This is a genomic window from Deinococcus sp. KSM4-11 (assembly GCF_004801415.1).
Lineage (GTDB): Bacteria > Deinococcota > Deinococci > Deinococcales > Deinococcaceae > Deinococcus.
This window is the reverse complement of record NZ_SSNX01000007.1, coordinates 42749-68854: the sequence shown is the minus strand read 5'-3', so window position 1 is coordinate 68854 and position 26106 is coordinate 42749. Positions and strand designations below refer to the sequence as shown.

Genomic DNA, 26106 nt, shown 5'->3' with positions numbered 1-26106 from the left:
GGGGGGTGAGCCGCGTATTGCCCGCACGACCGCCCGTGGTTTCCGGCCGTGACGACACGCCGGACACCGGGCCGAACCGCCACCCGCACGACCCGCACGCGGCGTTACCCGCGTCGTGCCGTGCCCGCACGCCACTGCCCTGCGCGCAGGGTGGCGGCCCGCTCTGCCCCTGCGCCGTCCGCGTGGGGTCGCCCCCGGAGTCCTCAGGAGCTGACCATGACCAGAGCCCACCTTCATGCCCGTCCTCTCCGCCTGGCCTGCGCGGCGCTGGCGCTGTCCGTCAGCCTGCTCGCGTGCTCGTCTCCCAGTCAGCCGGCCTCGACGGGGCCAGCCACACAGCAGAACGCGGAGAAATCACCCAGCGTGGTGAACCGCCCGGTGGTCGCGGTACCCGCCCTGGATGTCACGGCCGGAGAGGCGACGGCGGCCGTGGCGAAGTTCATCGACTGGGCCGCCGACTCCCGCCTCTCGCAGCGCGAGGAGGGCCGGGCGGCCATCGAGGCGGCCCGCGCGAACGACGCCGTGGCCCAGGCCCTGGTCGACGCCGTGTTCAGCGCCCAGAAGACGGATCACAGCCGCGCCCTGGTCGCCCTGTCGGTGCTCGGGGAACTCCGCAATCCGGTGGGGGAACAGGGTCTGATCCGCTTCGTGAACCTGCCCTTCCCCGCCGCCAGCACCGAACCCGGCTTCGAGGGCGAGAACCCCGAGCAGACCGCGCTGGGCACCCTGCAGGCCAAGGCAGCCGAGGGCCTCGCGTACATGGGCAGCGAATCCGGCACCCAGGCGGTACTCACCCTGGTGGCGCAGCACCCCTCACGGATCGTGCGGGCCGCCGCGATCACCGCGTACCTCTACAACAACCCGGACAACCGCCAGCTGCTGCAACGCTACGTGCAGAAGGGCGAACAGGCCTTCGTAGATCGGCCCATCCGGGATATCGGGGAGTCCGGCGAATCCTTCAACGCGAAACTGACCGCCTTCCTGCATCTCCACCCGGAACTCGCCGCGCCAGATCCCCCAGCCGGGGAGGACGTCGGCAAGGATCAGCCGGACAGGGCCGATCCCGGTTCGCCTCCGGGCTACTGAGCCTTCCCATGGCTGAGGCCCGCACAGCCCCGAACCAGCGTCCGTCCAGCAATGGATCGCCCCACCCACCCCACACAAGGAGCGCCCGATGATCGCCGTCCGCAGCCTGAAAATCCTCGGTTACCTGATCGCCCTGATGTTCTCTATGTTCACCAGTTCGCTGGCCGTGTGTGTGCAATCTGGAGCCAGCACCGCCGACCGCAGCCTGTGGAACACGCACGGCTGCTGGCAGGCCTACTACCTGTGGCAATACCGCGCGTACGACGCACGCGGCAGCGACTGGGCCGGACGCGGCTGGAACGATGCCTGCAACGTGAACCTGGAGTACCCGAAACTCTGGAACGCCGCGTACCTCGTTACCTACGGCCTGACCGACAACCTCGCCCACCAGTTCCACGGCACCACCGACTACCGCCAGACGGCGGAGGCGGCCTCCAGCAACTTCCACCAGTCCATCTACCACGCGCCCACCGACGACACGACCATCTTCGGCTCGTATGACCCCAACAGCGGCCGCGTGCAGACCTCCTGCCTGCTGTACAACCCCGCCTCCGCGAACGCCAACCCGGGCAGCCGCGCCGGTGACTTCATGCACGAGGGGTGGCACGCCTGGATGAAGAAGTACCACTACAGCAACGGCACCTACGGCGGCCACCGCGCCGCGCAGGGCAACTGCACCGTGGCGAACTTCTGCGACTACTTCTACTTCCACGGCGTCGGCGCCTACGCCTTCGGCGCGATGTACCAGAACAACGGCACCGCCAGCCGCTTCCACTCGCCCAACCAGGTGCAGGTCGAATTCCTGTGCGATGTGGTCGACGACGCCAAGGACTGGGTGAGCACCTCCGTGCGGCAGGCCGCGCAGGCCGATGCGAACCAGAGATCGTCACAACGCTTCATCAACGGTCCCGGCTACTACTGCGGCAGTCCCCGACCCTGGTAACCGTCCAGGAAAGCAAAAGCCCTGCCTGGCGCAGGGCTTTTGCTGGACTCCTCGGCGTGATCTGGACGTCGAATCGCTCCCCGGCGCGAGCGGCAACGTGTCCGGAAACAGAGCTACCCGCAGGTTCGACACGGCGCGCCAGTGTCGGAAATCACAGACCGCCGCAGCTTTACCTTTCTCATGGATTCGATGCCCCCACCAGTCCCCGCCAACGGGGGCATGAAAGCACCGGATGGCATTTCTTCCATTCTGGACGACTATTTTTCCACTCTGTACTGCACAGACCCGCAACTGACCACCCCATCAGCGGGTTCCCGAATATGAACTTTCCCACTAAGGTTTTTCTTAGAAACGCTGGAGAGTTGAGACGGCGTCGGAGCAGGCACGTGCCCGACGTCCCCCGTCCGCCGGAGTGTGCAATGACAGAGTCGCAAGCCATCACATCCCGTCAGGCCAGTTCGTACCACCTGGTACGCGGTGGCACCCTGCAAGCGGGCCGACATCCAGTCACGCCCTTCGCCCGCCGTGTGCAGGCCACGCTGCACCGCAAGATCCTGGCGCCGGACTTCTCCTGCCTGGCGGCCCGTGCCACCGTGAACACCAGCGCCTACGCCCTGGCCTGTTATGGCGCCCTGGGCAGCAAGCCCGCCTCGCTCGATCTGGCCCGCGACCTCGCGCAGTTCTGCGCCGACCAGGACGCCATGACCAGCGGCTTCACGTCCATGATCGCCGTGTTCCGGGGTTCTCCCCCGCCCGACGAGCTGAGCTTCGAGACCCAGCTGTGGGCGCAGCTGCGCGCCCTGCACGCGCTCGATCCCCACCCATACAGCGCCGAGGTCAAGGCAGACCCCACCGATCCGAACTTCGGGTTTTCCTTCAACGGACGCGGTTTCTTCGTCATCGGCCTGCACCCGCACAGCAGCCGCGTGGCCCGCAGCTTCGCGTATCCCGCCCTGGTCTTCAACGCCCACCGGCAATTCCGGCACCTGCGTGAAACCGGACGGTTCATGCCCCTGCAACACGCCATCCGGCGCCGCGAACTGCTGTTGCAGGGCAGCCTGAATCCCAACCTGGCGAATTATGGCGAGGCGTCCGAAGCGCGGCAGTACTCCGGACGGCCCGTCGAGCCGGACTGGGTGGCTCCCTTTCCGGAACTGCCCCCCGCCCGCTGCCCGTTCGGACACGGAGACAAGGAGGGCAGCCGATGACCCTGGACATCCCAACCCACCGCATCCCGCCGCAGAGTGGCGCCGGGTTCACCCTCAGCCGGGGAGACGTGCTGGTCGTGATCGACGCGTATGGAGAGCAGGTCTCGGACCTGATGGCCTTCGCCGCCGACCAGCCGGACGAGTGGCTGTCGTCCGGCCGCACCTTCGATTACAACGAGACCATCTACCTGAGTACCGGGCACGTCCTGTATTCCAACCGCAGCCGGCCGATGTTCACGCTGGAGCGCGACGACGTGGGTCGCCACGATTTCCTGCTCACGCCCTGCTCTACCGAGACCTTCGAGATCCTGTACCCGCCCGGCACGGCCGACGGCCATCCCAGCTGCTTTTCCAATCTGGTGCAGGCTCTGGCACCCTACGGCATCCAGCCGGACCGGATTCCCACCACGCTGAACATCTTCATGAATGTCCTCGTGGACGAGCGCGGCCGGGTGAACATCGCGCCCCCAATCTCCACGGCCGGGCAGCGGCTGGAACTGCGCGCCGAGATGAACCTGATCGTCGGCCTGACCGCGTGTTCCGCCGAGGGCAGCAATGGCGGCACCTTCAAGCCCATCGACTACCGGATCATTCCGGCCGGAACCCCTCGTGACGCTTAGGAGCCGCTGACCATGGCACAGGACTTCACCGCCACCTTCACCCGCGTCGACGCGCCACATGCGGCCGCCCAGGGCGGCGTGCGCTGCGGCGCGTGGCTGGTCTCCCTGGAGGCCGGGGACGCCACGGTCGTCACGCGGCCCGGCTCGGAACTGCGGGCCGTCATCAAGGGCTGCGTGTACGGTGCCGGGCCGGACGCCCTGCTGGACGCCTACGAACGCCATGGGCCGGACTTCCCGCGTCATCTGGAAGGCAACTACGCGGCCCTGCTGCTGGATGGCCGGGCGGGACGTATCCTGGCCATCACGGACCGGGTGGGATCACGGGCCCTGTACGCTGCCCACGACGGCCTTCACGCCGCACTCTCGACCCGAGCCGACTGGGCACCACTGCGAAAGCGGCCCCTCAGCCTGGCGGGCGTGAGCAGCATGCTGATCAAGGGCAACCTGATCGGCGGCCTGACCCTGCACGAGGGCGTCACCAGCCTGCGCCGTGCCTGCGTACACGAACTGGCCGTGGACACCTTCCGTGCCCACGATTACTGGCCGCTCACCTTCACTCCGGACGCGGGCCGCAGCGAGGCCGATCTGGAGGCGGAATTCGTGCACCTGCTGCGCGCCGCCGTGACCCGCCGCCTGGCCGCCAGTGGCGACCGTCCCTACCTGTCGCTGAGTGGTGGCTACGATTCCCGCGCGCTCCTCAGTCTCATGAGCGCTCCAGGTCGAGCTGTCCGCACTGTGTCGTACACGCTGAGCACCCTGACCCCCGGCAGCGATGCGCCCATCGCGCAGCGGCTCGCCGCCCAGTACGGCGCGCAGCACACGGCCCTGACCGCCTACCGGGGCCGCGTGCTGGACAACGTGCAGCAGAACGTGAGCTGGAGCGGCGGCGCGGCCCCGCTGTGCGACGAGGCGGACGCCTGGGCCGAGTTCGCGGCCCTGAATCCCTCGGACGTGTTCGTGGGGGACCATGCCTTCGACTTCAACTCCCACCCCCTGGGCGGCCGGGCGGATCAGCTGCTGCGGCAGAAGGTGCCGCCATCCTACGAGCTGCTGGGCTGGCTGCGCGGGTCGCTGAGCAGCGACACCTTCGGTGCCCTGGAAAGCCAGTGGCACGCCACCCTGGACGGCGTCCTCGCCCACTCGGGCGCCGCTCCCGGTCAGACGTTCGACGGGTACGAGCTGGAAATGGCCCTGATGCTCGACGTGAACGTCGCGCACTCCCTGCTGCCCTGGCGTGACCGCTTCGCCGGGCACACCGCACAGGTGCACACGCCCTACCTGGACGGCGCCCTGCTGGACTTCACGCTCGGTCTGCCCCTGCCCCTCCTGGCCCGCAAGGCCCTGTTCAGGCGCGCCCTGCGCCGCCTCGACCCGCAGCTGATGCAGGTGCCCCTGGCCCGTTCCCTGGGCTACGTCGCAGATTGGAAGCTGGAACTCATCGCGCAGCGTGACGACATCTGGGACAGTGTGCAGGCCACGCCCAGTCCGCTGGACGACCTGATCTCCCCGGACGTCATCCAGACCCTGCTGCTGAACCTGGCCCCCACGCCACGCGGTACCCAGTGGCGTGGCAACCTGCGCCAGACGCTGGGCCGCCTGCGCCGCACCCCGCTGGGCCTGCGCGTGCTGGGGCCAGCGCCCATCCGCAAGACGGTGGACGCCGCGACCTTCCTGCGCCGCGTGCTGGTGCTCCGCGAACTGACGGCCGCCCGGCTCCCGGTTCCCACCACGCCGGTTCGCCTTCCGGAACCAGCGTAATCACCCTCCCATGTCGGGCACCCTGTTCCGGCGGGCTCGGCCGCTCGGCGTGGAGTGGAGCACGCGGCCGGTAACACTTTATGGTCACAGTGAACTCATCTGAACCTGCCTATGGTTGCCGGATGAATTTCGCTTCCCTGAAAGCCACGCTGCAAGACCAGTTCCCCGACTACCGGATCATCGGCGCGGTCTTCGACGACTCGCGCGGGATCGTGGTCGTGCCGGTGCGCGAGGCCCACCCGGATCCCGTCGCGTTCCGTGGCATCGACGTCGAACTCGACCCCCACGACCTGCCGGATCTTCAGGAGGCCGCCACCGTGGAATACGCCGCCCGAAAGGTGGGGGCGGTTCTGCCGGAGCCGCTGCCAGTGAAGTCAGGCAGCGGTTACAGGATCGTCAGGGCGTCGTAGCTCGCCCAGCGGGCTGGACTCTAAGCGGCTTGGTTTCGGCGGTGTTCCTCACGCCTGCCACTGCTGAATTGAAGCCATTACGCCATTACTACGCCAGACCGCACAAACCCCCACCAGTCCAGTGGGGGTTTTCTCGTGCTGACCATGGTGCACCCGTCGCGATTCGAACGCGAGACCTGCCCCTTAGGAGGGGGCCGCTCTATCCAGCTGAGCTACGAGTGCAGGTGGATTCCGCTCCGGAAGGCGCGGGCAGCCGGGAGTATATCAGGGGCCGTGCGAGCGCGAACGGTAAAGGGCGGTGGCGGGGTGGGCGACGGGGTTGGATAAGCTGCAGCATTCAGCCCAGGCCCGGTGAGGATGAGAGGAAAGTGTAAGCATGGGCTTTCTATACTCGCCAGAGGTTAGCCATGACCAACGCCGTTTACACCATGATTGTGCGCGCCCTCGGGAAACTCGTCTCGGATCGGGCGGCCGAGAGCATGCTGCGCACGGCGCTGCGGGATCTGCGGTTGTCGCCCGATACGGTGACGGGATCGGATATGCAGCGGGTGCTGTCCGGGCCGCTACTGGCCCGGCTGTCGACGGTTCTGCCGCAGGGCCGGGCGCGGCAGGAGCTGCTGGGGTTGTCCCGACAGCTGGAGGCGACGGACGTGAAGGCCCCGACGCTGTTCACGCAGCCGGGGCCGTCGGCATCGTGGGAGGAGCATTCGGACGCGACGGCGACCAGTTGGGATCAGCTTGACCTGGATGTGGACGATTTCGAGTTCGACGATCCGGACTCCGCGCTGACCTCGACGGGACAGTCGTACGATCTGGACTCACCGCTGGGGCAGGAAGACCTGCTTCAGGCGCTGGGGCGGCTCAGCGGCGTGCAGGGCGTGATGGTGTGCCGCGCGAACGGTGAGGTGCTGCGCGTCCGGGCCATCCGCGAGGCGCCGGGGCTGGGCGCGGTGGTGGCGGCGAGTGCTTTGCTGTTCCAGCAGCGAACGCTGCGGCTCCTGTCGGCAGAACTGGGGGGCCGGACGGTGTGCGTGCGTCCGTTGGGCGCGTACTGCGTGGCGGTCATCGTGAATTCTCAATCGAATGTGGGACGGTTACTCGTGGAACTCCAGCAGTTGAAGGCGGCAGCATGAACTGGAATCGTCAGGGTTGGACTCGGGTGCCCGTGCTGGTTGCCGCGCTGCTGGTGGGCACCGCCGGGGCACAGGATCTGGGCGCATACAAGCAACTGGCCAGCAATCTGGATGAGGCGGTACGGGTGCGCACCCAGTCGGCCCAGGCGTCCCTGACCCGGCTGGACGCGGCGGGCACGGCGCTCACACAACTCAAGCCCACGCTGCGCAATCGGCAGCTGGCGGCGGGGCTGGACGACGCCATGTCGAGCTCGCGGGCGGCGCTGGGCCGAACTCCGGCGGAACTGGAGGCCCAGGTCATGCTGGCGCGCGGCCTGATGCGCAAGGCCCTGTACGACCAGACGCTCGCGCAGCTGGTCACCGGCCCCGCAAACGGCACGGCGCAGTTGCAGCTGCTCACGCGAGAATTCGGGCTGAGTCCGGAGGGCACGAAGGCGGTCATGCAGGAGAACAAGGCGGGTCACCCGGAACGGGTCGCGTGGCGACTCCAGCGGGCGGCAGCCTCGCGCGTGATGATGTCCCTGAATGACACGCGGGCCGAGCGGACGACGGCGTCCTACGTCAGTCTGGCGCGGGCCACCAGCTGGTTCACGGTGCTGCAGGACACGGCCGGGAGCAGCGGCCTGCAGGTCTCCCAGTTCGGCGATGCGCTGCGGCAGCTCACGTCCGGGAAGACGACGGATCTGGCCGCATCTCTGACCGTGCTGCGGCAGGGCACGGCGGTGCTGGTCAAGACCCTGAGACCGGAACCCCAGGCCCTCGCGGCGCGCACCGGGACGCAGCGCGTCACACCTGGCACCACGCCGACGCCCGCTGTGGTGGTGCGGACACCGGCCGTGGTCAGTGGCGCGCGCAGCACGGCGGGCAGCACGCCCCAGACGGCCGTGACGCAGTCCGTGGACGCCGCGCCGCTGTACGCCGCGCTGGGCCGGGCCCTCGCGGCGGCCGGCCACGGGGACAACACGGCAGCCCGGGCTGACCTGGCCCTGGCGACGCAGGCGCTGTCCGCAGTGCCCGCCTCCCTGCGAACCGCGCGAGGCTACACGGATCTGGTATTCAACCTGACCGCCGCGCAGTCCCGCTCGGCGCTGCGCGTGTCGGACGTGCAGGCCCTGATCGCGCAGACGGCGAACCTGGAAGCGGCGGCGGCTGGTCGGGAGACCAGCACGCTGGACTCGGTGTCGGCCGGCGTGGCGCGGTCGTTCAGCGGCTGGATGCGGGTGCTGGTATTCCTGCTGCTGGCCGCGCTGGCCGCCGTGCCGCTGTACCTGCTGAACCTGGCGTTCGGCGCACGGAACACGTACTGGCGGGCCGTGATGATCGGCATGGGCCTGTTGCTGCTGCCGGTGTTCCTGGAGGGCCTGTTCGGCCTGCTGGGCGCGCTGGGCGACGTGACCGGCGTGGGGGCATTGAGCGGCGCGGTGAACGTCACGCTGTCGCAGGGCGCGTACGGACTGCCGCTCTGGGCACTGTTCTGTGCCGTCGCTATCGGCCTGATGTCCTTCGGGTTCCGCGGGCTGTGCCAGCAGTTCGGGCTGATGGGCAGCCCGGCCGGATCCCGCACCCCCACGCAGAGCGGGCTGGAATGGGATGAGGACCTGTGATGTCCGGCCCACCCGGCCTGAGCCGGCTGCCCCTGCAGATGCTGGGGGATCTGGTCTCACCGCGCGCCCTCGAACGCATCCTGCAGGATGCCGCCGAGGCGCGCGGCCTGACCCCCGCTGACCTCGACGCCCCCGCCCTGGAGGACATCCTCAAGAAGGAGGTGTTCAAGCGGCTGCAGCTGACGGTGCCGGCACCTCTGGCGAAAAAGCGCGTGTCGGAAGTGCTGAACGAGCTGATGAAGACCACGCAGGAGCGGAATTCGTCCGTGGCGACCGTGAGTTCCCTGCAAAGCCTGGAGGACGGCGCGCGGAAATTCTCGCTGTACTTCGACTGGCCCGAGACGCAGCGCCTGCGCAGCCTGCTGGCCATCGCGCGTCAGGAGGAACAGCAGGGCCGCGAGGTCAATGCGCTGGTACAGGAAGGCCAGGATCTGATCGTTCAGCTGGAGCGCCGCCTGCAGGAGAGCCTCGTGGCGCAGGCCCAGGACCTTGCGGAGATGCGCGCTGCCTTCGCGCGGGTGCAGGGCATGGGCAGCCGTGAGGTGCGGCGTCTGGAGACCCTGATCGGGCAGATCGACGAGGCGCAGTCGCAGGCCACGCTCCTGCCGGCCGAGGTGGAACGCGCCCGGAACCTGACCTTCTCGCTGCGTAAACTGCTGGAATCGTCGGTGGTTCAGACGGTCGGCACGGGAGCCCCGCCGCCAGAGCTCGATCCGGAGGTTCAAGCGCGGGTGCTGGCGCTGGAACAGGAGCACGCCGCCCAGCAGCTCGCGGGGCTGGAACGGGACTTTGCGGCGCTGCTGAGCGCCCGCCCGGAGCTGCAGGCCCAGCAGCGGCAGTGGCAGGAGGCGCAGCAGTCGGGCCACGTCTCGACGACCGACGTGGACGCGTGGCGCGCGCAGTTGCTGGGCGCGCGCGACGAGGTGCTGGCCGAGCAGCGCGCCGAATTCGCGGAGCTGGAACAGCAGCTGGCCCCACACACCGTGGACGGCGAACTGGCCATGGGCGTGCGCGTCCTGCTGGACGCGGCCCGGCAGACCCTGGCGTTGGGCAACCTGGCCACCGATTCCCTGCGGGAACTGCGGGACACGCGGGACACGCTGGGCGGCGGCCACTTGGACGGTGCCCGGCTCGCGACGCAACAGGAATTGCTGGATCTGGAACGGTCGGCGCGGGCGCTGCCGGCCTCGCTTGTCGAACTCGATCCGCTGATCGCGCAGGCCAAAGCCCGCTTCGCCCAGGGCGAGGATGTGGATCTGGGCCCGCTGTGGACTCTGCTGGAACGGCACATGGGCGCGGCCGCGCTGGAACGCGACGCCTTCGACGTGCGCGCGGATACGGTCATCGATGAGTACGCGTCCGTGCGGCACCTGGCGGGCGAGACCACCCAGCGGCTGGGCCGCCTGGCCGACAGCCTGCGGGCGCAGCGGCGGCTGGGCACCATGAGCGCCGCTGCGCGCGCCCGCTACGGGCAGACCCTGGTCGAGGCCGAGGCGCTGCTGGCCGAGGCGCAGGCGGAGTTCCGCGCGGCGCAGGAGGTCACGGCGACCTTCGGTCAGGATGCCCTGAGCGGTCTGCTGGACGTCTTCAATCTGGACGGTGGAGACGCGCCCGACCCGCTGGCCACCGCCGTGCCCCCGAGCGCCCCGGTGGTCAGTGCGCCTGGAGAACAGCCGCAGGCTCCGGCATCGATCGGTGATCTGCTAGCGGGCCTGGGCCAGTTCGGTGAGCCTCCGGCACGATCCACGGCGGCCCCCGAAACGGCCACGCCACCGGCCCTTCCGGAGGATGCGTGGCTGGTGCGGGGAGGCCAGATCAGCAGTGGAATGACCGATCCTGGCGCGGCCGGGGTGGCGGCGCTGCTGGCACATGCGGAAACGCTCGGCCTGAGGCGCCTGGACATGGCCGATGCCATGAGCGTGTGGTCTGCGCGGCGCAGCGACGACGGCTGGCGGCTGGGCCGCGCCGAGGACTGGGAGGCGCTTGACGAGCGCACGGGCGCGTGGCTGGACGGCGCGTGACCTGAGACCGGCCGTTCCTCGGAGGCGATCCCAACAGGCATACTGGCCGCATGGACGGGTTTCCGCTGGCCGTGAACGAGGTGCGGGTGCTGGCGGGTGAGGACGCGCAGCGGGCGCTGGGCGCGGCGCTGGCCACCGCCCTGCCGCCGGGCGCGCTGCTGTTCCTGGATGGTGAGCTGGGAGCCGGAAAGACCACCCTGACCCAGGGTCTGGTCGCCGCGCTGGGCTTCACGGACACGGTCACGAGCCCCACCTACGCGCTGATGCACGTCTACCCCACCCCGGCCGGGAACGTGCTGCATGTGGACGCCTACCGCGTACGGGACGCGGCGGAACTGTACGAGATGGATCTGGACGCCCTGGTCGAGGGCAGCCGCCTGAGCGTGATCGAGTGGGGCGAGACGTTGTACGCGGACTGGCCGGACGCGCCGATCCTGCACCTGGAGCATGTGGACGGCGAGGGCGGGGAGCGGCGCATCACGCGGCGGCGCTGAATGTCGGGCACGCCGACCTGAAACAATGCGGGCATGTGGACGCTGGTTCTGAACTGTGGGAGCAGCAGCGTGAAGGTGGCGCTGCTGAACCCGGACTCTGGCGCGGTGGCCCTCACGGCCCTCGCGGAACGGCTGGGCCAGGGGGGCGCGGCCCTGCGGCTCGACGTGGGTGGCGAGCCGCGCGCTGTGGCGCTGGCGGGTGGCAGTTACCCGGAGGCATTCGCGGCGCTGCTCCGCGAGCTGGACGCCCTGGGCCTGCGCAGCGATGTGAGCGCAGTCGGGCACCGGGTCGTGCACGGCGGCGAGACCTTCAGCGCCCCGGCACTCATCACGGACGTCGTGCTGGACGCCATCCGGGCGTGTTCGGCGCTGGCCCCGCTGCACAACCCGGCGAACATCGCGGGGATCGAGGCCGCCCGCACGGCCTTTCCGGATGCGGCGCAGGTGGCGGTGTTCGACACGGCCTTCCACCAGACCATGCCGGAGGTCGCGTACCGCTACGCCGTGCCGGACGCGTGGTACCGGCAGCATGGGGTGCGGCGCTACGGCTTTCACGGCACGTCGCATGCGTACGTGGCGCAGGAGGCCGCGCGGATGCTGGATCGCCCGCTGGCCGAGCTGAATCTGGTCACGGCGCATCTGGGCAACGGCTGCAGCGTGTGCGCGGTGCAGGGCGGGCGCAGCGTGGACACCAGCATGGGCCTCACGCCGCTGGAGGGGCTGGTCATGGGCACCCGCAGCGGCGACGTCGATCCGGGCCTGCACGATTTCATTGCCCGGCAGGCGGGCCTGAACCTGGATCAGGTGACGGCGGCCCTGAACCGCGAGAGCGGCCTGCTGGGCGTCAGCCAGCTCAGCAACGACCTGCGCGAGCTGGAGGCCGCCGCCGGGCGCGGGCACGCGGGAGCGCGGCTGGCGCTGGACGTGTTCGTGTACCGGCTGGCGAAGGCCGTGGCGGGCATGGCGGTCGCCCTCGGGCACGTGGACGGGCTGGTCTTCACGGGCGGGATCGGGGAAAACGCAGTGGCCGTGCGGGCCGCGACCCTGGCCCGGCTGGGCATTCTGGGAGCCGGCGTGGACGATAGCGCGAACGCCCGGGCGGTGCGTGGCGTGTCCGGCACGATCAGCGCGCCGGGCCGCCTGACCACGCTGGTCGTGAACACCAACGAGGAACTGATGATCGCCCGCGAGACCGCCCGCACGCTGGGCGCATGAGCGTTCCCCGATCCCTGACCAAGGAGTCCGTATGCAGACCCTCCTGATCGCCCCGACCCGCAACGGCGTGGGCCTGAGCAGCACCGCGCTGGGGCTGGGCCGCGCCCTGGAACGCCAGGGCCTCAAGGTCGCGTTCCTGAAACCCATCGCGCAGACCTACGAGACCGTCGCGGACGATTCCGTCCACTTCGCGCGCACGGTCGCGCACCTTCAGCCCCCGGAGCCCATTTCCCTGACCCGCGCCGAGGAGCTGCTCAGCCACGGCGGGCAGGAAGACCTGATGGAGGAGGTCATCGCCCTGTCGCAGCGGGCCGCCGGAGATGGCGTGGACGTGCTGGTCGTCGAGGGACTGGCCCTGACGGAACGCAACTCCTACGCCGCGCCGCTGAATGCCGCGCTGGCCCGCAACCTGGGCGCGGACTCGGTGCTCGTCTCCTCGCTGGCGGGCGTCAGTCCGGCGGAACTGGTGGACGAGCTGGAGATCGCCGCGAACTTGCACCGCCGCAGCGACGGCAGCGGCCTGGCGGGGTACGTCCTGAACTTCGCGCCGCCGGGCCTCGACTACGGCGCGCTGCTCGCCGAACTCAGAACGCGCAGCCCGCTGGTCGCGCGGGGAGAGCTGCCGCTGCTGGGCGTGGTGGCGCTCTCGCCGGAGTTGCAGTCGCCGCGCACGCTGGACGTGGCACGCGCCCTCGGGGCTGACCTTCTCAACGAGGGCGAGGCCGCCGTACGGCGCGTGGCGAGCACGGTCGTGACGGCGCGCAGCGTGCCGAAAATGGCGCACCTGCTCGGGCCGGGCGCGCTGGTCGTCACCCCTGGCGACCGCGAGGACGTGGTCATGGCCGCCGCGCTGAGCCACCTCAGCGGCGTGCCGCTCGCGGGCCTGATGTTCACGTCCGGCAGCGTCCCCGAGGACAGTATCGAGCTGCTGTGTGCCGCCGCGCTGGGCAGCCCCGGCGTGCCCAGCAGCCTGCCGGTCATGCGGGTGAACACGAACTCGTACAACACGGCGTCGGCCCTGTCCCGCCTGAGCCCACGAGTGCCGCACGACGATCCGGAGCGCATGAACCGCATGCTGGACTTCATCGCGGATCGGCTGGACACACTGCCGCTCACGCCCCGCCTGCGCGCCCGCCCGGACGCCGAACGCCGCCTGCCGCCCAGCGCCTTCCGGCACGAACTGATCCTCAAGGCCCGCGCCGCCGCCAAGCGCATTGTGCTTCCCGAAGGAGACGAGCCGCGCACCGTGCAGGCTGCGATCCGCTGCACCGAGAAGGGCATTGCCTGCTGCGTGCTGCTGGCCCGACCCGAACGCGTGGCGCAGGTCGCGCAGGGCCAGGGCCTGAGCGTGCCGGACGGTCTGGAGATCATCGACCCGGATACCGTGCGGGAACGCTATGTGGCCCCGATGGTCGACCTGCGCAAGGCCAAGGGCCTGACCGCCCCGCAGGCCCTCGCGCAACTGGAGGACAGCGTGGTGCTGGGCACCATGATGCTCGCGCTGGGCGAGGTGGACGGCCTCGTCTCGGGCGCCGTGCACACCACCGCGAACACCGTGCGGCCCGCGCTCCAGCTGATCAAGACCGCGCCCGGCGCGTCGCTGGTCAGCAGCGTGTTCTTCATGCTGATGCCCGAACAGGTGCTGGTGTACGGCGACGCCGCCATCAACCCCAATCCGAACGCCGAGGAGCTGGCAGACATCGCCATCCAGTCGGCCGACAGCGCCCGCGCCTTCGGAATCACGCCCCGGGTCGCCATGCTCAGCTACTCAACCGGCGAGTCCGGCAGCGGTGAGGACGTCGAGAAGGTCAAGGCCGCCACGGGGCTCGTCAAGCAGCGCCGCCCGGACATCACCGTGGACGGTCCCCTCCAGTACGACGCCGCCGCCGTGCTCTCGGTTGGCCGGTCGAAGGCCCCGGACAGTCCGGTCGCGGGCCGCGCCACGGTGTTCATCTTCCCCGACCTGAACACCGGGAACACCACCTACAAGGCCGTGCAGCGCGCCGCCGGGGTGGTCGCTGTGGGGCCGATGCTCCAGGGCCTGCGCAAGCCCGTGAACGACCTCTCACGCGGCGCCCTGGTGGACGACATCGTGTATACGATTGCCCTGACGGCCATCCAGGCCACACCGCCCGTCAGCGGTACAGGTCAGCCCGCTTGAAGAGCACCCTGACCGGCCCTCGGAAGGGCCACACCGAACCCTATGCCTCAAGCCGCCGCGGCTCGCCGTTGATCTCCACGCGGAACAGCTCGGCGTAATCGTCGCGTTCCAGTTCGGTCAGGGTGAAGAGCAGCCAGCCGTGGGCCTGCTCGGCCGTGGCGGCGTCCAGCGTGGCTGCGAGGATCACCCAGCCGTCGGCCACGCCCGCGTGAACCTGAGATACGGTGACACCGGCCACGCTGGAAACGGCGTAGGCGCTGTCCTTGACACGCTGGGCCGAGATTCTGCCGCTGAAAGTGAAGGCCGCCCGGATATGTGTCATTCTGGTTTTAGCGTATATTTGACACTCTGTTCTGTCAAACCATCTCCTCTTGTGGGGTCTGTGTGCGGGTCGGGATGCCTGAAAGGGTGACAGGTCTCAGCGGTATAGGTCGGCCCGGCTGAGGGGGACGTGGGCGCAGCGCTCCTCGTCGGGTTTGGCAAGCAGGCTCTGGTACAGGTGCAGGTTGCCGCGCTGGAAGGCGGGCACACAGGCGTTCAGGTACAGCCGCCACAGCCGGAACCGCTGCTCGCCCAGCGCGGCGCGGGCCTCGGCGGCGTGGCTTTCGAGATTGTCGGCCCAGTGGCGCAGGGTTCGGGCGTAGTGCTCGCGGAGGTTCTCCACGTCCCTGGCCTCGAAGCCCGCCTCGGTGGCGAACTTCAGGGTCTCCCAGATGGGCTGGAGTTCCCCGTCCGGGAAGACGTACTTGCCGGCGAAGTTGCCGCCCTCGACCCACTGCGGCAGTTTCTTTGGCTGCGGGGGGCTGCCGATGGCGTGGTTCATCATCAGGCCGCCGGGCTTCAGGGCGGCGTAGGCGGTGCGGAAGTACGTGGGCAGGTTCTTCGTGCCGACGTGTTCGGCCATGCCGATGGACGAGATCTTGTCGAACTCTCCCTCGCTGCCGGTGAGCACGTCGCGGTAATCGCGCAGTTCCAGCGTGACGAGGTGCTCCAGGCCCGCGTCCTTCACGCGCTGCCGGCCCTCGTGCAGCTGCGCCTCGGAGAGCGTCACGCCGAGCACCCGCACGCCGTAGTGCTGCGCGGCGTAGATGGCCAGCCCGCCCCAGCCGCAGCCGATGTCCAGCAGGCGCTCGCCGGGCTTCAGGCGCAGCTTGCGGCAGATGTACTCCAGCTTCGCCTCCTGCGCCTGATCCAGCGTCTCGGTGCCGGTCGGGAAATACGCGCAGGAGTACACCATCCGCGAGTCCAGCCACAGCTTGTAGAAGTCGTTGGAGACGTCATAGTGGTATTGGATCGCCTGCTGGTCGCGCGCCCTGGAGTGTGTGGGGCCCTCGAGTTTCGCGGTGATCCCCACCGCTTCGGGGGCGTCGGCACTGGCCCGGCGCAGGGCGGGCAGCAGCGCCAGCACCCTCACCAGCGTGGTCGGCGTGAGTTCCAGATCGTCGCCCAGGGCGGCCACGGTGGCCACATCGCCCTCGATGTCGAAGTCGCCGCGCAGGTACGCCTCGCCCACCGACACGTCCAGTGGAAAGTGCAGCATGCGGCTGAGCGAGTACTCGTGGTTCAGCACCACGGTCGCGTGTGCGGGCTGCTGCGGCGCGGGCAGCACCGTGCCGTCCCAGAAGCGCACGTCGAAACTGCGCCGGGTGGGCAACAGGACGTTCAGGAGATCCACCGTGGCGGCCTTCCTGTCGGCGGCGCTGGGCGGCGAGCGCAGGGCACGGCGGGCGGCGACGCCGGCGGCCACACCGGCCACCACCAACAGGGTGCGCGGGGCGCGGCGGCGGGGACTGTTCCGGCTGGATGATCTGGAGTCAGTCGTCATACGTCACGGTAGGACGAGGTCTGAAATCGATCGCAATCCAGCTGACGATTCACATTAAGCATTTGTTAAACATTCAGCACCGTCATGCTCCTGGACAGGCGCAGGACTGAAGTGTTGTAGGGCCGCCTTACCGGCGCCGGGCCAGCCACAGCAGGCCCACGCCGGCCACTACAGCAATCACGTCGGCGGCGTAGGCGGCAGGCACGGCGGCCAGCGCGCCCTTCTCGCCCATCACGCGGAACACGCTGCCGGTCGCGTAGTACGCGAAGCTCAGAAGCAGTGCCCAGACCAGGCCCAGGTTGCGGCCGGTACGGAAGCTGAATACCGCCAGCGCCGCCGCGAAGAAGGCCAGGGCTAGGGCGGCCAGCGGCAGCGCGAACTTCAGGTGGAGGGCCGTGAAATCGGCGGGAGCCTGCACGCCCTGCATGCGGTACGCATGGGTGCGGGTCAGCAGTTCCGGCAACGGCGTGTCGATGGCCCGCACCGCGCCGCCACTGGTGTCCAGATCCGCCTGCACGTCCTGCACGGGCAGGGTGCCCCGGTCGAAACTCAGGATGGTCAGCGGGCGGCCGTCCTGGTAGGTGATGCGCTGCCCGCCCTGGAGTTCCAGCACGTTGCTGCCGGGTTTCAGGCGGCCGCTGCGGGCGGTGATGACCTCGCGGGGCGGCAGGCCGGGCTGCATGGCCACGATCCGCAGGTCACGCAGTTCCCCGCCCGGCAGGATGCGCCCGACCGAGATGGCGCGGTTCAGGGCGTCGCGCAGCACCACGTTCTGCCCCCCCGGCCCCTGGCCGTCCAGGCCGATCACGCGGGGGTTGTCAAACACGATCTGCTGCTTGACCTTCCGGTCCTCGATCCTGGCGCGCGGCACGACGCCCTCGCCCAGCGCAAAGGCCAGGACGGTCACGGCCAGCCCGAGCCCCAGTACCGGACGGAACAGCCGCGTGGCAGGAATGCCGCTGGCCAGCGCCCCCTTGATCTCCGAGTCGGCCGACAGGCGCGACAGGCCCAGCAGCGTGGCGAACATCAGCGCAATGGGCAGGGCGGTCGCGGTCGCCTCGGGGATGTTCAGGGCGACCGCGCGGGCCACCAGCAGGGGATTGGCGCCCTTGGCGAGCAGCGGCGCGATCACGCTCTGCAGCAGGGTCAGCAGCAGCAGCAGGATCACCACGGCCAGCGCTCCGAACAGCAGCGGCAGGATCTCGTCGAGCACGTACCGCTCGAAGCGTTTCACGGGCGTCCTTCGGCGCGGTCGGCACTCACCGCAGCCGCCACGCGAGCGCCCCGCCGATCAGCAGGAACACCAGGTTCGGCAGCCACGCGGCCAGCGTGGGGTTCATGGCCCCGGCCCGCGCGAGGCCCGGCACGGTCGACCACAGCACGTAGAACAGCGCGATGAACACGACCACGCTGGCGAAGGCCGCTGCACGGTTGCGCAGCAGCAGGCCCAGCACGCCGGCCGCCAGCGCGAACACGATGGCCGTCAGGGGATCGGCGTAGCGCGTGGCGAGCTGGAAGGTGTACTCGCGGCGCTGCGTGGCGTCCAGCCGCTGCGTGGCCAGCGCGCGGCGCAACTCGGACGTGACCAGCTGCTTGGAGTCCCGGATCGGTGGATCCAGCGTGTCGCCCTGTGGGAGCACCAGCGGCGCGGTCTGCTGCACCGGGTTCTGGCCGGGCCGAACGATCCACGCACCCTGAAGCGTCCAGGTGTGGGTGGCCGTATCCCAGATGCCGCTGCTGGCCGTGATGGTTTCATCGCCGCGCTGCACCATCACGCCCTGGAGCTGCGCGACCGGCGTGGTGCCGTCCGGGGTCACTCGGCCCGCGTAGTACAGCGCGCCGGGTGGGGCGTAGGTGTACTTGTCCTGATCCGGCGCTGGCGGCGGCGTGTTGTAGATGTCGTACCACGCTTTGTTCTGCCAGATGTCCAGGCCGGCCGGTACCAGCCGGTCCGCGTTGAAGAAGGCAATCGCCGCCACCACCACGAAGGGCAGCGTGAGCGGCCACACCAGCTTCAGGGGCTGGATACCGCCCGCGCTGACGGCCTTGAGTTCGCTGTCCTGCTGCATGCGCGAGAAGGTCAGCAGGATCGCGAAGGCGACCGCCATCACCAGCGTCTTGTTCAGGAAGCTGGGCAGGATGCTGAGGAAGGCGAATGCGGCCTTGCTGAAGGGCGGATGGTACGTGATGAGCTGCGACACGGTGCTGCTCAGGGCGTCCGTCATCTGCAGGATCATGAACAGCGCGATGCCGCCCGCATACCAGCGGAGAACCTCCTTCAGGACGGATCGGGACAGGAGCGACACGCGCCGGATTCTAGCGGCCCGGCGTGAGGCCCGGTGTGGGAAAGCGGCAGAGGTTCAAGCCTCTGCCGCCAGAGGGTCGAGGCGCCGCCTAACCAGCCTGGGTAGGCAGCGGCGTTTCCCAGCCGAGCCGCTCCCGCCGCGCGACGAACTGGTGGAGTTTCAGGATGGCATCGTTGCCCTGCGCGCCCTTCTCCTGGATGGCGCGGTTGGTGGCCGTGTCCAGATACGCCAGGCGCAGCAGTTCCGTGCTGCTCAGGCCGTCGCGGGTGGCTTTCACGCCCCGTTCGCGGCGGATGGTGGCGCTGTCCGTGCCGAGCACCGAGCGGTTGCTGATGCTTCCCAGCTGGCCATACACGTTGCCTGCACCGCCGTGCCGGGCCACGGTGCTCATCAGTTCCCGGCGGGCGTGGGTACTTTCCAGCCGGGAGGTCAGCCAGCGGCGGGCCTCGGGATCGGGGTTGCGCTCGGCCACCTGGGCGGCCAGCCGGACGTCGCCCTGCATGGCACGCACCAGCAGTTCCTGGGCGCGCTTTCGCCAGCGCTTCGCCTGTGGGGTGTGCAGCGTGAACGCCAGCCGCGCGAAGTCGGGGACGCTGAGGGTGGGTTCGTTGCCCGCGCCAAAATCGCGCTGGGCGATCCCCAGGTCGTGCTCCTGCGCCAGCCCATGCCAGTCATGGTCGGCGACGCCGAGCTGGGTCAGGGCCGTGGGGGCGTGCAGCAGACCGTCGGCGCTGATGGGCAGCCGGACGGTGCCGAATTCGAGGGTCAGCGGAGCGTTCTTCATGCATATATCTTAGCATAGATTACGCCAATAGCATAATCAGGAAGTGAATATTCCTTGACACTCAGGATAGCATTAAGCGCCTCCTACACAGCATTTCATTGGCCCAGACCAAGCCCCCTCACTTGCTGCTCATCGCCAAAATAGTCGAACGGTTGTGCACCGCCGGAGGCCCTCAACAAGGAGACAGACTTGCCTCACCCGAACCAGGCCGACCGGCCATCGTCAGCCCACCTGTGATGTGTACAGAAGTCGTCGTAGACTTGATGCCGCTCCCGGTGTGTCGCCCAAAACGAGGGAAACGCTGCGCGTTGCCTGGAGCGAGATGGGGTTTCGGTAAACAGGGTGCCTTTCTCGGCTTCAAACTCCACGCATGGGTCTCACCGACGGGCCAACTCCTGCAGTACGTGATTTGACCAGCCAACCTCCATGACACGACTGTCACGTACTAACTCAACACCCTTTGGCCTGAGTTTGGCGGGCCGAGGAGTGTTGGCGATAAGGGATAGTGCACGCTGGCCGTCACCACCCAAGAAAAACCACGATATGACACCGGATGGCGAGAGAACCGCCACGCAAAGTTACGCAAACGCATTGAGACTCTGTTTTCTCAATTGGTCGTCTCTCAGATTCGGTCTGTGCAGACCAAAACATTGATCTCACTACGGCTTCGCGTTGTCCTGGTCGTTCTTGCTCACAACCTCATGCCGCTCCAGGATCTACGCGACTGAACAGCCGGTGTCGCACAGCCAACCAAACGACGCTTACTCGGGTTTCATGGCGTTTACGATGATCGAAACACTTCCTACCTTCCCGTCACGGTTGCGGTGGTCAAGCATCAGAGACCGGTAGATCGGCCCCGTCGTCACATCCCATTCGTGATAATGGAAGCGCCCCTGCTCATCGCAGTATTCCAGCAGGTTCACGTCGAAGCCCACCTTCTCAAATACGTCCCTGAAAAGGTGAACGTCATACACGATCTTATGATCGGCGGCCGGGTGATCGGCTGGCCCCGGTCCGCCGATCCGCACGATCCGTTGATACGTCTCGTCCGGGAAATTCGCGTCGGGAACCGCGCAGCGGAGGAATCCACGTGGCTTAAGGAAGTCAAAGCACAGCTGGGCGGCCGCTCGCCCCTGCTCAAGGGTCAGGTGTTCCCAAACATGTTCGCACAAGAACGCATCGGCGCGGCGGTCACCGAAATAGTGTTCGAAGGTTACGCGGTTGGTGAGGTCGAGTTGTTCCCGTTGCGTGGGGAGCCAACCATCCCAGGCCTGACTTCCTGCACCGAGAATGACATTCAGGGGTGACGTCATGCGTGCAAGTATGCCCGCTGAGCACGAACCGACAGGTGCACGCTGCCAAATCTCCAGCCGCACAGACCCTAGATTGAGGTGACCGTGGGGTAAGGAGATGGAGCGAACTGTGGATCGAGATGCAGGCAATGGCTACATTGGTTCTCCGAGCCCTAAACCGCGTTGCCAGAAAACGAAAAACCCGCCTCAGTGGGCGGTGATGTCTGAAACTATAGCGCGGTATACACCATCCGTCAAACCTATCCAGCGGGTGCGGCCAGCAGGTCGCCCAGTTTGAGCAGCGCGGCGTTCCAGTAGAAGGGCAGGTGCTGGTGCTCCGGCCCGGCTGGCACGTGGCCGTGCGTCAGTTCCAGCCGCGTCCCGCCACCTTCAGGAGAGAGGGTGAACTGCACCACGGGAATGTCCGCCTCCGTGTACGGGCGGCCGGTCAGGGTGCTCCAGTACGTGAAACGCAGCCGTCGGAGCGGCACGACCTCCAGCACCGTGCCCCGGTTCTCGAACGGCAGGCCGTGCAGGTCACCGGTCATATGCAGAGCAGCGCCGACCTCCCAGGTCACGGCAATGCTCAAAGGGAAGTCGGCCATCCAGCGGGCCATCTGCTCCGGCTGGATGAGTGCCGTCCACACCCTGGCCGGGGTCGCGCGGAGGATGACGGTTCGGTGCACACTTTCCCGGCTGGTCATGGTGTCCTCACCGGGGTTTCCTACAGGAACCGCCCCGTGCCCACGCAGACTGGAGCACGGATGGCCTCTCCCCTCCCCCGCTTCAGTTGTGGGTCATGTCGAGCGGCACAACCCACTCGTCGAATTCGGCGTCGGTCACGTAGCCCAGGCTCAACGCGGCTTCCTTCAGGCTGCTGCCGTCCTTGTGGGCTTTCTTGGCAATGGCGGCGGCCTTGTCGTAGCCGATGTGCTTGTTCAGCGCCGTGACCTGCATCAGGTTGATGGACAGGTTGTGTTCGATCTTCTCAACGTTCGCTTCGATCCCAACCGCGCAGTTGTCGTTGAAGGCCACGCAGGCGTCCGAGATCAGGCGGATCGATTCCAGCACGGCGTGCACCATGACGGGCTTGAAGACGTTCAGCTGGAAGTTCCCCTGGCTGCCCGCGAAGGCGACGGTGGCGTCGTTCCCGAACACACGGGTGGCGACCATGGTCATGGCCTCGCTCTGGGTGGGGTTGACCTTGCCGGGCATGATGCTGCTGCCGGGCTCGTTCTCGGGAATGGTGATCTCGCCGATGCCGTTGCGGGGACCCGACGCGAGCCAGCGCACGTCGTTGGCCATCTTCATCAGTGCGCCCGCAAGCGTCCGCAGGGCGGCGCTGGTCTGCACCAGGGCGTCGTGGGCGCTCAGGGCGGCGAACTTGTTCTCGGCACTGCGGAAGTGGTAGCCGGTCTCTTCGCCGTACTTCTGCCCGGCCAGGTCACCGAATTTCGGGTGGGCGTTCAGGCCGGTGCCGACCGCCGTGCCGCCGATGGCGAGGTCCAGCAGGCCCTCTCCGGCGTGCTTCACCTCGGCCAGCGCGTAGTCGAGCTGCGCGACCCAGCCGCCGATCTCCTGGCCCAGCGTGATCGGCGTGGCGTCCTGGAGGTGCGTGCGGCCCACCTTCACCAGCCCGGCGTACTGCCCGGCCTTGGCGTGCAGCGTGTCCCGCAGTGTGCCCACGCTGCCGTACAGCCGTTCGTTCAGTTCCAGCACCACGGCGATGTGCATGGCGGTCGGGAAGGTATCGTTGCTGCTCTGTCCCCGGTTCACGTGGTCGTTCGGGTGTACGGGCGCCTTGCTGCCCATCACGCCGCCCGCGATCTCGATGGCCCGGTTGGAGATGACCTCGTTGGCGTTCATGTTGCTCTGGGTGCCGCTCCCGGTCTGGAACACCACCAGCGGGAAGTGGTCGTCGAGCTTCCCGGCGATCACCTCGTCGGCCGCCTGCACGATCAGGGCGGCCACGTCGCTCGGCAGTTCGCCCAGTTCCGCGTTCGCCTGCGCCGCGCCCTTCTTCAGGATGCCCAGCGCGCGGATGACCGGCCGGCCCCATACGAAGGTGTCCCGGCCGATCGGGAAGTTGTGGATGCTGCGTTCCGTCTGCGCGCCCCAGTAACGGGTGGCGTCCACGTCCAGGGTGCCCATGGTGTCGGATTCTTTGCGGGTGCTCATCGCACCTGAGTGTAGGCCGCGCAGGCTGTCACGGCAGGGGGAACGGCAAATGGAGATGGGAGCCCGGGTGACCCCAGGCTCCCATCCGGCAGACTTCACCTCAGGGCAGCAGGTACCACGCGAGGTTCGCCACGGCGTTCCAGCCGGCGTCGGTGTAGTTCGGAACACCGTAGAAGCCCCACATGGCGCTGTTCGTCTTGGCCTCGACGGCCAGCGGCGCGTACTGGTCGGTCGCGGGACTCAGGGCGACGCGTTCGATGCCGGTCACGCTGGTGTGGTATTCGACCACCGGAGCTCCAGCGTTGGCGACCTTGGCCAGCCCTCCCGTGAAGGCCACGGTGAAGGGCGTGCTCAGGGCCGGGTGCAGCGGACTGCTGGCCTTGATGCTGTCCTGGCTGGACTCATGCGCGCCGTTCCCCCAGCCCAGGGTGCGGTGCAGCGTGCCCAGCAGCGCGTACCCGCCGCCACCCAGGCCCAGGATGGGCTTGCCGCTGGCCGCGATGGCTGCCTCGGCGTCCGCACCGCCTGTCCAGGTGTTCAGATCGCCGGTCAGCGGATCGATGGCCAGCAGGTCGAAGCCCGCGAGCGTTCTGGGCGAGCTGGGGGTCAGGCTGGCGGCGTCCACCAGGGCGACGTTCAGGCCCCGGGTCTTCAGGTGGTCGCGGTAGGCGGTGGCCGCGCTGGTGTCGCCCTTATAGATCAGGCCGACGCTGTTGTGGCAGTGCCCGGCAGGAATGGTCACGTCCACGTTCCCGGCCGAGCGGTTGTTCGCGGTGTTCGACTCGTCGATGTAGTGGCCGAAGTTCACGCGGGCGAAGTACGTGCGGGTGCCGGTGGTGTCCTCGGGCGCGCCGATGGGGTAGTACACGGGGATCTCGACGGTGGCGCTGGCCCCGGGAGCCACGCTGCCCAGGCCCACGCCGTTGCCCCGGTAGCCGCCGGTCAGGGCCTCGTCGCGGGCGTCCACGACCTGCACCAGCCCCACGTCGCTGCGGGCGGCGCTGGGCGCGCTGCCGACGTTCTTCACGGTGACCTTGCCGGTCACGAAGGTGGAGTACGGGCGGCAGGTGTCGGCCAGCGTGGCCGTGAAGCCGGTCACGATCAGGTCGGCGCGGGCGGGCGGGATGATGGTCACGCTGCCCAGCGGGGCGGGCACGTTCGCGGCGGCGCTGGCGAACCCGGCGTCGTGCGTCTGGCTCACGTCGGTGACGCACCCGGCCAGCAGGATCGGGTCGGTCACGCCCGCCGCGTGGCAGGTCGCCTCGGCGGCGGCGCGTTCGTCGGCGCTGGGGATCGGGTGGGCGGACGGGAAGGCCGGGTCGTCGAAGCCACCGAAGCTCTGGCCGCTGTCGTACACGAACAGGGATTCGGCGGCGCTGGGAACCCGCCAGGAGGTCGCGTAGGGGCCGTAGAAATCCGCGAAGGGAATGGGGCTGCTCAGGGGCGTGCCCGATCGCAGGAATACGTCGTTGGTGCCCACGCCGTCGAAGTTGCCCCACAGGCCACGTATGGCCCCGTGACGGCTGACGGGCAGGGTCAGGCGGGCATTGAGGTACCCGCCGCCGCCCGTGACGATCAGCCGCTCCCCGCCGGGAGACTCGAAGGTGAACTCCGCGCCGCTCTGGGTCACGCGGTACCCGCCCCCCAGGTCGAGGCCACCGGCTGGCACAGGCGTGACGGTACCCGCGTTGCCCAGCCGCAGCACCGCCCCGCTGCCGCTCAGGTACACGCCGGCCTTCTGGCCGTTCATGCGGGTGGCGATGGCCGTGTTCACGCTGACCACGCCGCTGCCTCCCCAGGGCCGCTGCCGGGCCTGCACGCGGAAGGTGTCGGTGGTGGACTGCGCCAGATCGAACTCGCCCACCGCCTGGAATTCCACAGCCGTGTGGTCCAGGGTGATCAGGTGCGGGTCGCCCCAGCTCACGGCGGGCTGGGGGGCCGCGCCGGTTCCGGCCGGCAGGGTCAGCAGCGGGCTGGTGTTCTCGAAGGACACGCTGGAGTCCGGCGTGTAGCTGCCGAACAGGGTGGCCGCGCCAGGGTTGCTGGTTCGCACCCAGACCTTTACAGGCACGCCGCCGGGCAGGGTGCCGGCTGGGATGCTGAAGCTGCGGGCACTGCCGGGCAGGTTCGGGAACATGTGCGTGTGGATGGTGCCGCCGCCGTCCACCCATGACAGGTGCACGTTCTGCACGGCCGGGTCGCTGCCCGTGAGCGTCCACGTGAGGTTCACCGGCGTGGTCGGATCGGAGGTGGCTCCGGCGGGCGCGCTCAGGGTGGGGCGGGCGGGCACACGGTCGGTGGCGAGCACGAGGCAATCGCCCACGCGGGTCAGCAGGTCGGCGCGGCTGCCCGGTGTCCACGCGAAGGTGGTGCCGCTGGCCGTGTCGAAGTATTCGCTCAGGCCCGCGTTGTACGTCATGATGTGGTCGGTGCCGCCGCCCAGCACGTGAATCTCGGCACCCGGAAGGCCCGTGCCGGCCCGCGTCAGTTTCGCGCGGTGCAGTTCGTACGGCCCGGAACCATAGATGCGACTGTCCACCTTGTAGCGGTCGCAGACCAGGGGGCTGCCGCCGGCGCTGCCGCTGGAGGCGCTACTCTCGCCACCTGCTCCGACGGATACCACGCGGAAGTCGTAGCGCGTGCCGTTCTGGAGGTTCTGCGCGACGTAGCTCAGCAGGTGGCCCGCCTGGGCCTGGGCGTGCAGGCCGGACACCTTGAGGCCGCCCCCTTTCAGGCCCTGCGCGCTGATGGGCACATCGTTCAGTTTCTGGTCTCCCTGGTAGACGTTGAAGCCCGTGACCTTCGCGTCGTCCGGGGCGTCCCACACGATGGTCGCCTGGCCGTCCTGGGGAATGACCTGCACGTGCTGGGGCGCGGCCAGCGGGCCGGGTGCGGGCGTGGAGCTGCCCCCACTGCAGCCGGCGAGGGCCAGCATGAGGCTCAGGGTCGTGATCGTTCCGGCAAGCATCCTGGTGTTCGGCATGGTGGTGTCTCCTTGAGCGGCCGGCCGCAATTGGTGCGTGGCCCGGTGCTTGCCAGGACGATAGGAACGAAGGCCTGAACGACCC

21 protein-coding genes, 1 tRNA gene and 1 pseudogene are annotated in these 26106 nt (G+C 68.6%); 13 read left to right on the top strand and 10 right to left on the bottom strand.

Features of this window, described 5'->3' with window-relative positions; all coding sequences use genetic code 11:
* Nucleotides 1-216: 216 nt before the first annotated feature.
* The 6 genes from E7T09_RS17130 (at nt 217) to E7T09_RS17105 (ending at nt 6025) form a co-directional block, all read left to right on the top strand.
* Nucleotides 217-1086, top strand: coding sequence for a hypothetical protein (locus E7T09_RS17130; RefSeq protein ID WP_136390414.1), 870 nt, complete (start codon nt 217-219; stop codon nt 1084-1086).
* Nucleotides 1087-1174: 88 nt separating this feature from the next.
* The gene (locus tag E7T09_RS17125) at nt 1175-2029 is read left to right on the top strand and encodes a hypothetical protein (RefSeq protein ID WP_136390413.1); all 855 of its coding nucleotides are present in this window, start codon (nt 1175-1177) and stop codon (nt 2027-2029) included.
* A gap of 419 nt (nt 2030-2448) precedes the next feature.
* On the top strand, nt 2449-3237 hold the full coding sequence (gntA, locus tag E7T09_RS17120; RefSeq protein WP_136390412.1) for a guanitoxin biosynthesis heme-dependent pre-guanitoxin N-hydroxylase GntA: 789 nt from the start codon (nt 2449-2451) through the stop codon (nt 3235-3237).
* Nucleotides 3234-3857, top strand: coding sequence for a DUF1989 domain-containing protein (locus tag E7T09_RS17115; RefSeq protein ID WP_136390411.1), 624 nt, complete (start codon nt 3234-3236; stop codon nt 3855-3857). Before gntA ends, E7T09_RS17115 begins: the two co-directional genes overlap by 4 nt.
* Before the next feature lie 12 nt (nt 3858-3869).
* Nucleotides 3870-5615 (top strand): asparagine synthase-related protein, encoded by a 1746-nt coding sequence (locus E7T09_RS17110; protein WP_136390410.1) that lies wholly within the window; start codon nt 3870-3872, stop codon nt 5613-5615.
* 122 nt (nt 5616-5737) lie between these two features.
* A complete protein-coding gene (locus E7T09_RS17105) occupies nt 5738-6025 on the top strand; it encodes a hypothetical protein (RefSeq protein WP_136390409.1) in 288 nt (95 codons plus the stop codon).
* A gap of 145 nt (nt 6026-6170) precedes the next feature.
* Here the strand turns inward: E7T09_RS17105 and E7T09_RS17100 are convergent.
* Nucleotides 6171-6247: transfer RNA gene (locus tag E7T09_RS17100), tRNA-Arg, on the bottom strand.
* A 185-nt stretch (nt 6248-6432) separates the two neighbouring features.
* On the opposite strand from E7T09_RS17100, the gene E7T09_RS17095 reads away from it, so the two are divergent.
* From E7T09_RS17095 to pta, 6 genes are read left to right on the top strand one after another with little or no spacing between them, the layout of a single operon-like run.
* Nucleotides 6433-7158: a roadblock/LC7 domain-containing protein gene (locus tag E7T09_RS17095; RefSeq protein WP_136390408.1), complete on the top strand. Its 726-nt coding sequence runs from the start codon at nt 6433-6435 to the stop codon at nt 7156-7158.
* Nucleotides 7155-8762 carry a hypothetical protein gene (locus tag E7T09_RS17090; protein ID WP_136390407.1) on the top strand — a complete coding sequence of 536 codons (1608 nt, stop codon included), beginning with the start codon at nt 7155-7157 and terminating at the stop codon, nt 8760-8762. Before E7T09_RS17095 ends, E7T09_RS17090 begins: the two co-directional genes overlap by 4 nt.
* Nucleotides 8762-10783 (top strand): hypothetical protein, encoded by a 2022-nt coding sequence (locus tag E7T09_RS21995; protein WP_168734911.1) that lies wholly within the window; start codon nt 8762-8764, stop codon nt 10781-10783. The genes E7T09_RS17090 and E7T09_RS21995 overlap by 1 nt, the downstream gene beginning before the upstream one ends.
* A 50-nt stretch (nt 10784-10833) precedes the next feature.
* A complete protein-coding gene (gene tsaE / locus E7T09_RS17080; protein WP_136390406.1) occupies nt 10834-11277 on the top strand; it encodes a tRNA (adenosine(37)-N6)-threonylcarbamoyltransferase complex ATPase subunit type 1 TsaE in 444 nt (147 codons plus the stop codon).
* A 33-nt stretch (nt 11278-11310) separates the two neighbouring features.
* Nucleotides 11311-12492, top strand: coding sequence for an acetate kinase (locus tag E7T09_RS17075; RefSeq protein WP_136390405.1), 1182 nt, complete (start codon nt 11311-11313; stop codon nt 12490-12492).
* 31 nt (nt 12493-12523) lie between these two features.
* A complete protein-coding gene (gene pta / locus E7T09_RS17070; protein ID WP_136390404.1) occupies nt 12524-14653 on the top strand; it encodes a phosphate acetyltransferase in 2130 nt (709 codons plus the stop codon).
* Nucleotides 14654-14693: 40 nt separating this feature from the next.
* Here pta and E7T09_RS17065 read toward each other — a convergent pair whose 3' ends face one another.
* The 5 genes from E7T09_RS17065 to ddrC form a co-directional block, all read right to left on the bottom strand.
* Complete coding sequence (locus E7T09_RS17065; protein ID WP_136390403.1) at nt 14694-14975, bottom strand: hypothetical protein; 282 nt, start codon at nt 14973-14975, stop codon at nt 14694-14696.
* Between the two features lie 96 nt (nt 14976-15071).
* Nucleotides 15072-16478 (bottom strand): cyclopropane-fatty-acyl-phospholipid synthase family protein, encoded by a 1407-nt coding sequence (locus E7T09_RS17060; RefSeq protein WP_136390402.1) that lies wholly within the window; start codon nt 16476-16478, stop codon nt 15072-15074.
* A 127-nt stretch (nt 16479-16605) separates the two neighbouring features.
* Nucleotides 16606-17712, bottom strand: coding sequence for an LptF/LptG family permease (locus E7T09_RS17055; RefSeq protein ID WP_136390401.1), 1107 nt, complete (start codon nt 17710-17712; stop codon nt 16606-16608).
* Between the two features lie 25 nt (nt 17713-17737).
* Nucleotides 17738-18784 (bottom strand): LptF/LptG family permease, encoded by a 1047-nt coding sequence (locus E7T09_RS17050; RefSeq protein WP_255578448.1) that lies wholly within the window; start codon nt 18782-18784, stop codon nt 17738-17740.
* Between the two features lie 88 nt (nt 18785-18872).
* Complete coding sequence (ddrC, locus tag E7T09_RS17045) at nt 18873-19568, bottom strand: DNA damage response protein DdrC (RefSeq protein WP_136390399.1); 696 nt, start codon at nt 19566-19568, stop codon at nt 18873-18875.
* A gap of 215 nt (nt 19569-19783) precedes the next feature.
* Between ddrC and E7T09_RS17040 the strand changes: the two are divergent.
* Nucleotides 19784-20296, top strand: a pseudogene (locus E7T09_RS17040) (transposase); the annotation flags it as partial.
* Nucleotides 20297-20329: 33 nt separating this feature from the next.
* On the opposite strand, the gene E7T09_RS17035 reads toward E7T09_RS17040, so the two are convergent.
* From E7T09_RS17035 to E7T09_RS17020, 4 genes are all read right to left on the bottom strand, one after another.
* Nucleotides 20330-20881: a hypothetical protein gene (locus E7T09_RS17035; RefSeq protein WP_136390398.1), complete on the bottom strand. Its 552-nt coding sequence runs from the start codon at nt 20879-20881 to the stop codon at nt 20330-20332.
* 239 nt (nt 20882-21120) lie between these two features.
* Nucleotides 21121-21564 carry an SRPBCC domain-containing protein gene (locus tag E7T09_RS17030; protein WP_136390397.1) on the bottom strand — a complete coding sequence of 148 codons (444 nt, stop codon included), beginning with the start codon at nt 21562-21564 and terminating at the stop codon, nt 21121-21123.
* Between the two features lie 82 nt (nt 21565-21646).
* The gene (gene fumC, locus E7T09_RS17025) at nt 21647-23038 is read right to left on the bottom strand and encodes a class II fumarate hydratase (RefSeq protein WP_136390396.1); all 1392 of its coding nucleotides are present in this window, start codon (nt 23036-23038) and stop codon (nt 21647-21649) included.
* A 100-nt stretch (nt 23039-23138) separates the two neighbouring features.
* The gene (locus tag E7T09_RS17020) at nt 23139-26021 is read right to left on the bottom strand and encodes a VWD domain-containing protein (protein WP_168734910.1); all 2883 of its coding nucleotides are present in this window, start codon (nt 26019-26021) and stop codon (nt 23139-23141) included.
* Nucleotides 26022-26106 lie beyond the last annotated feature (85 nt).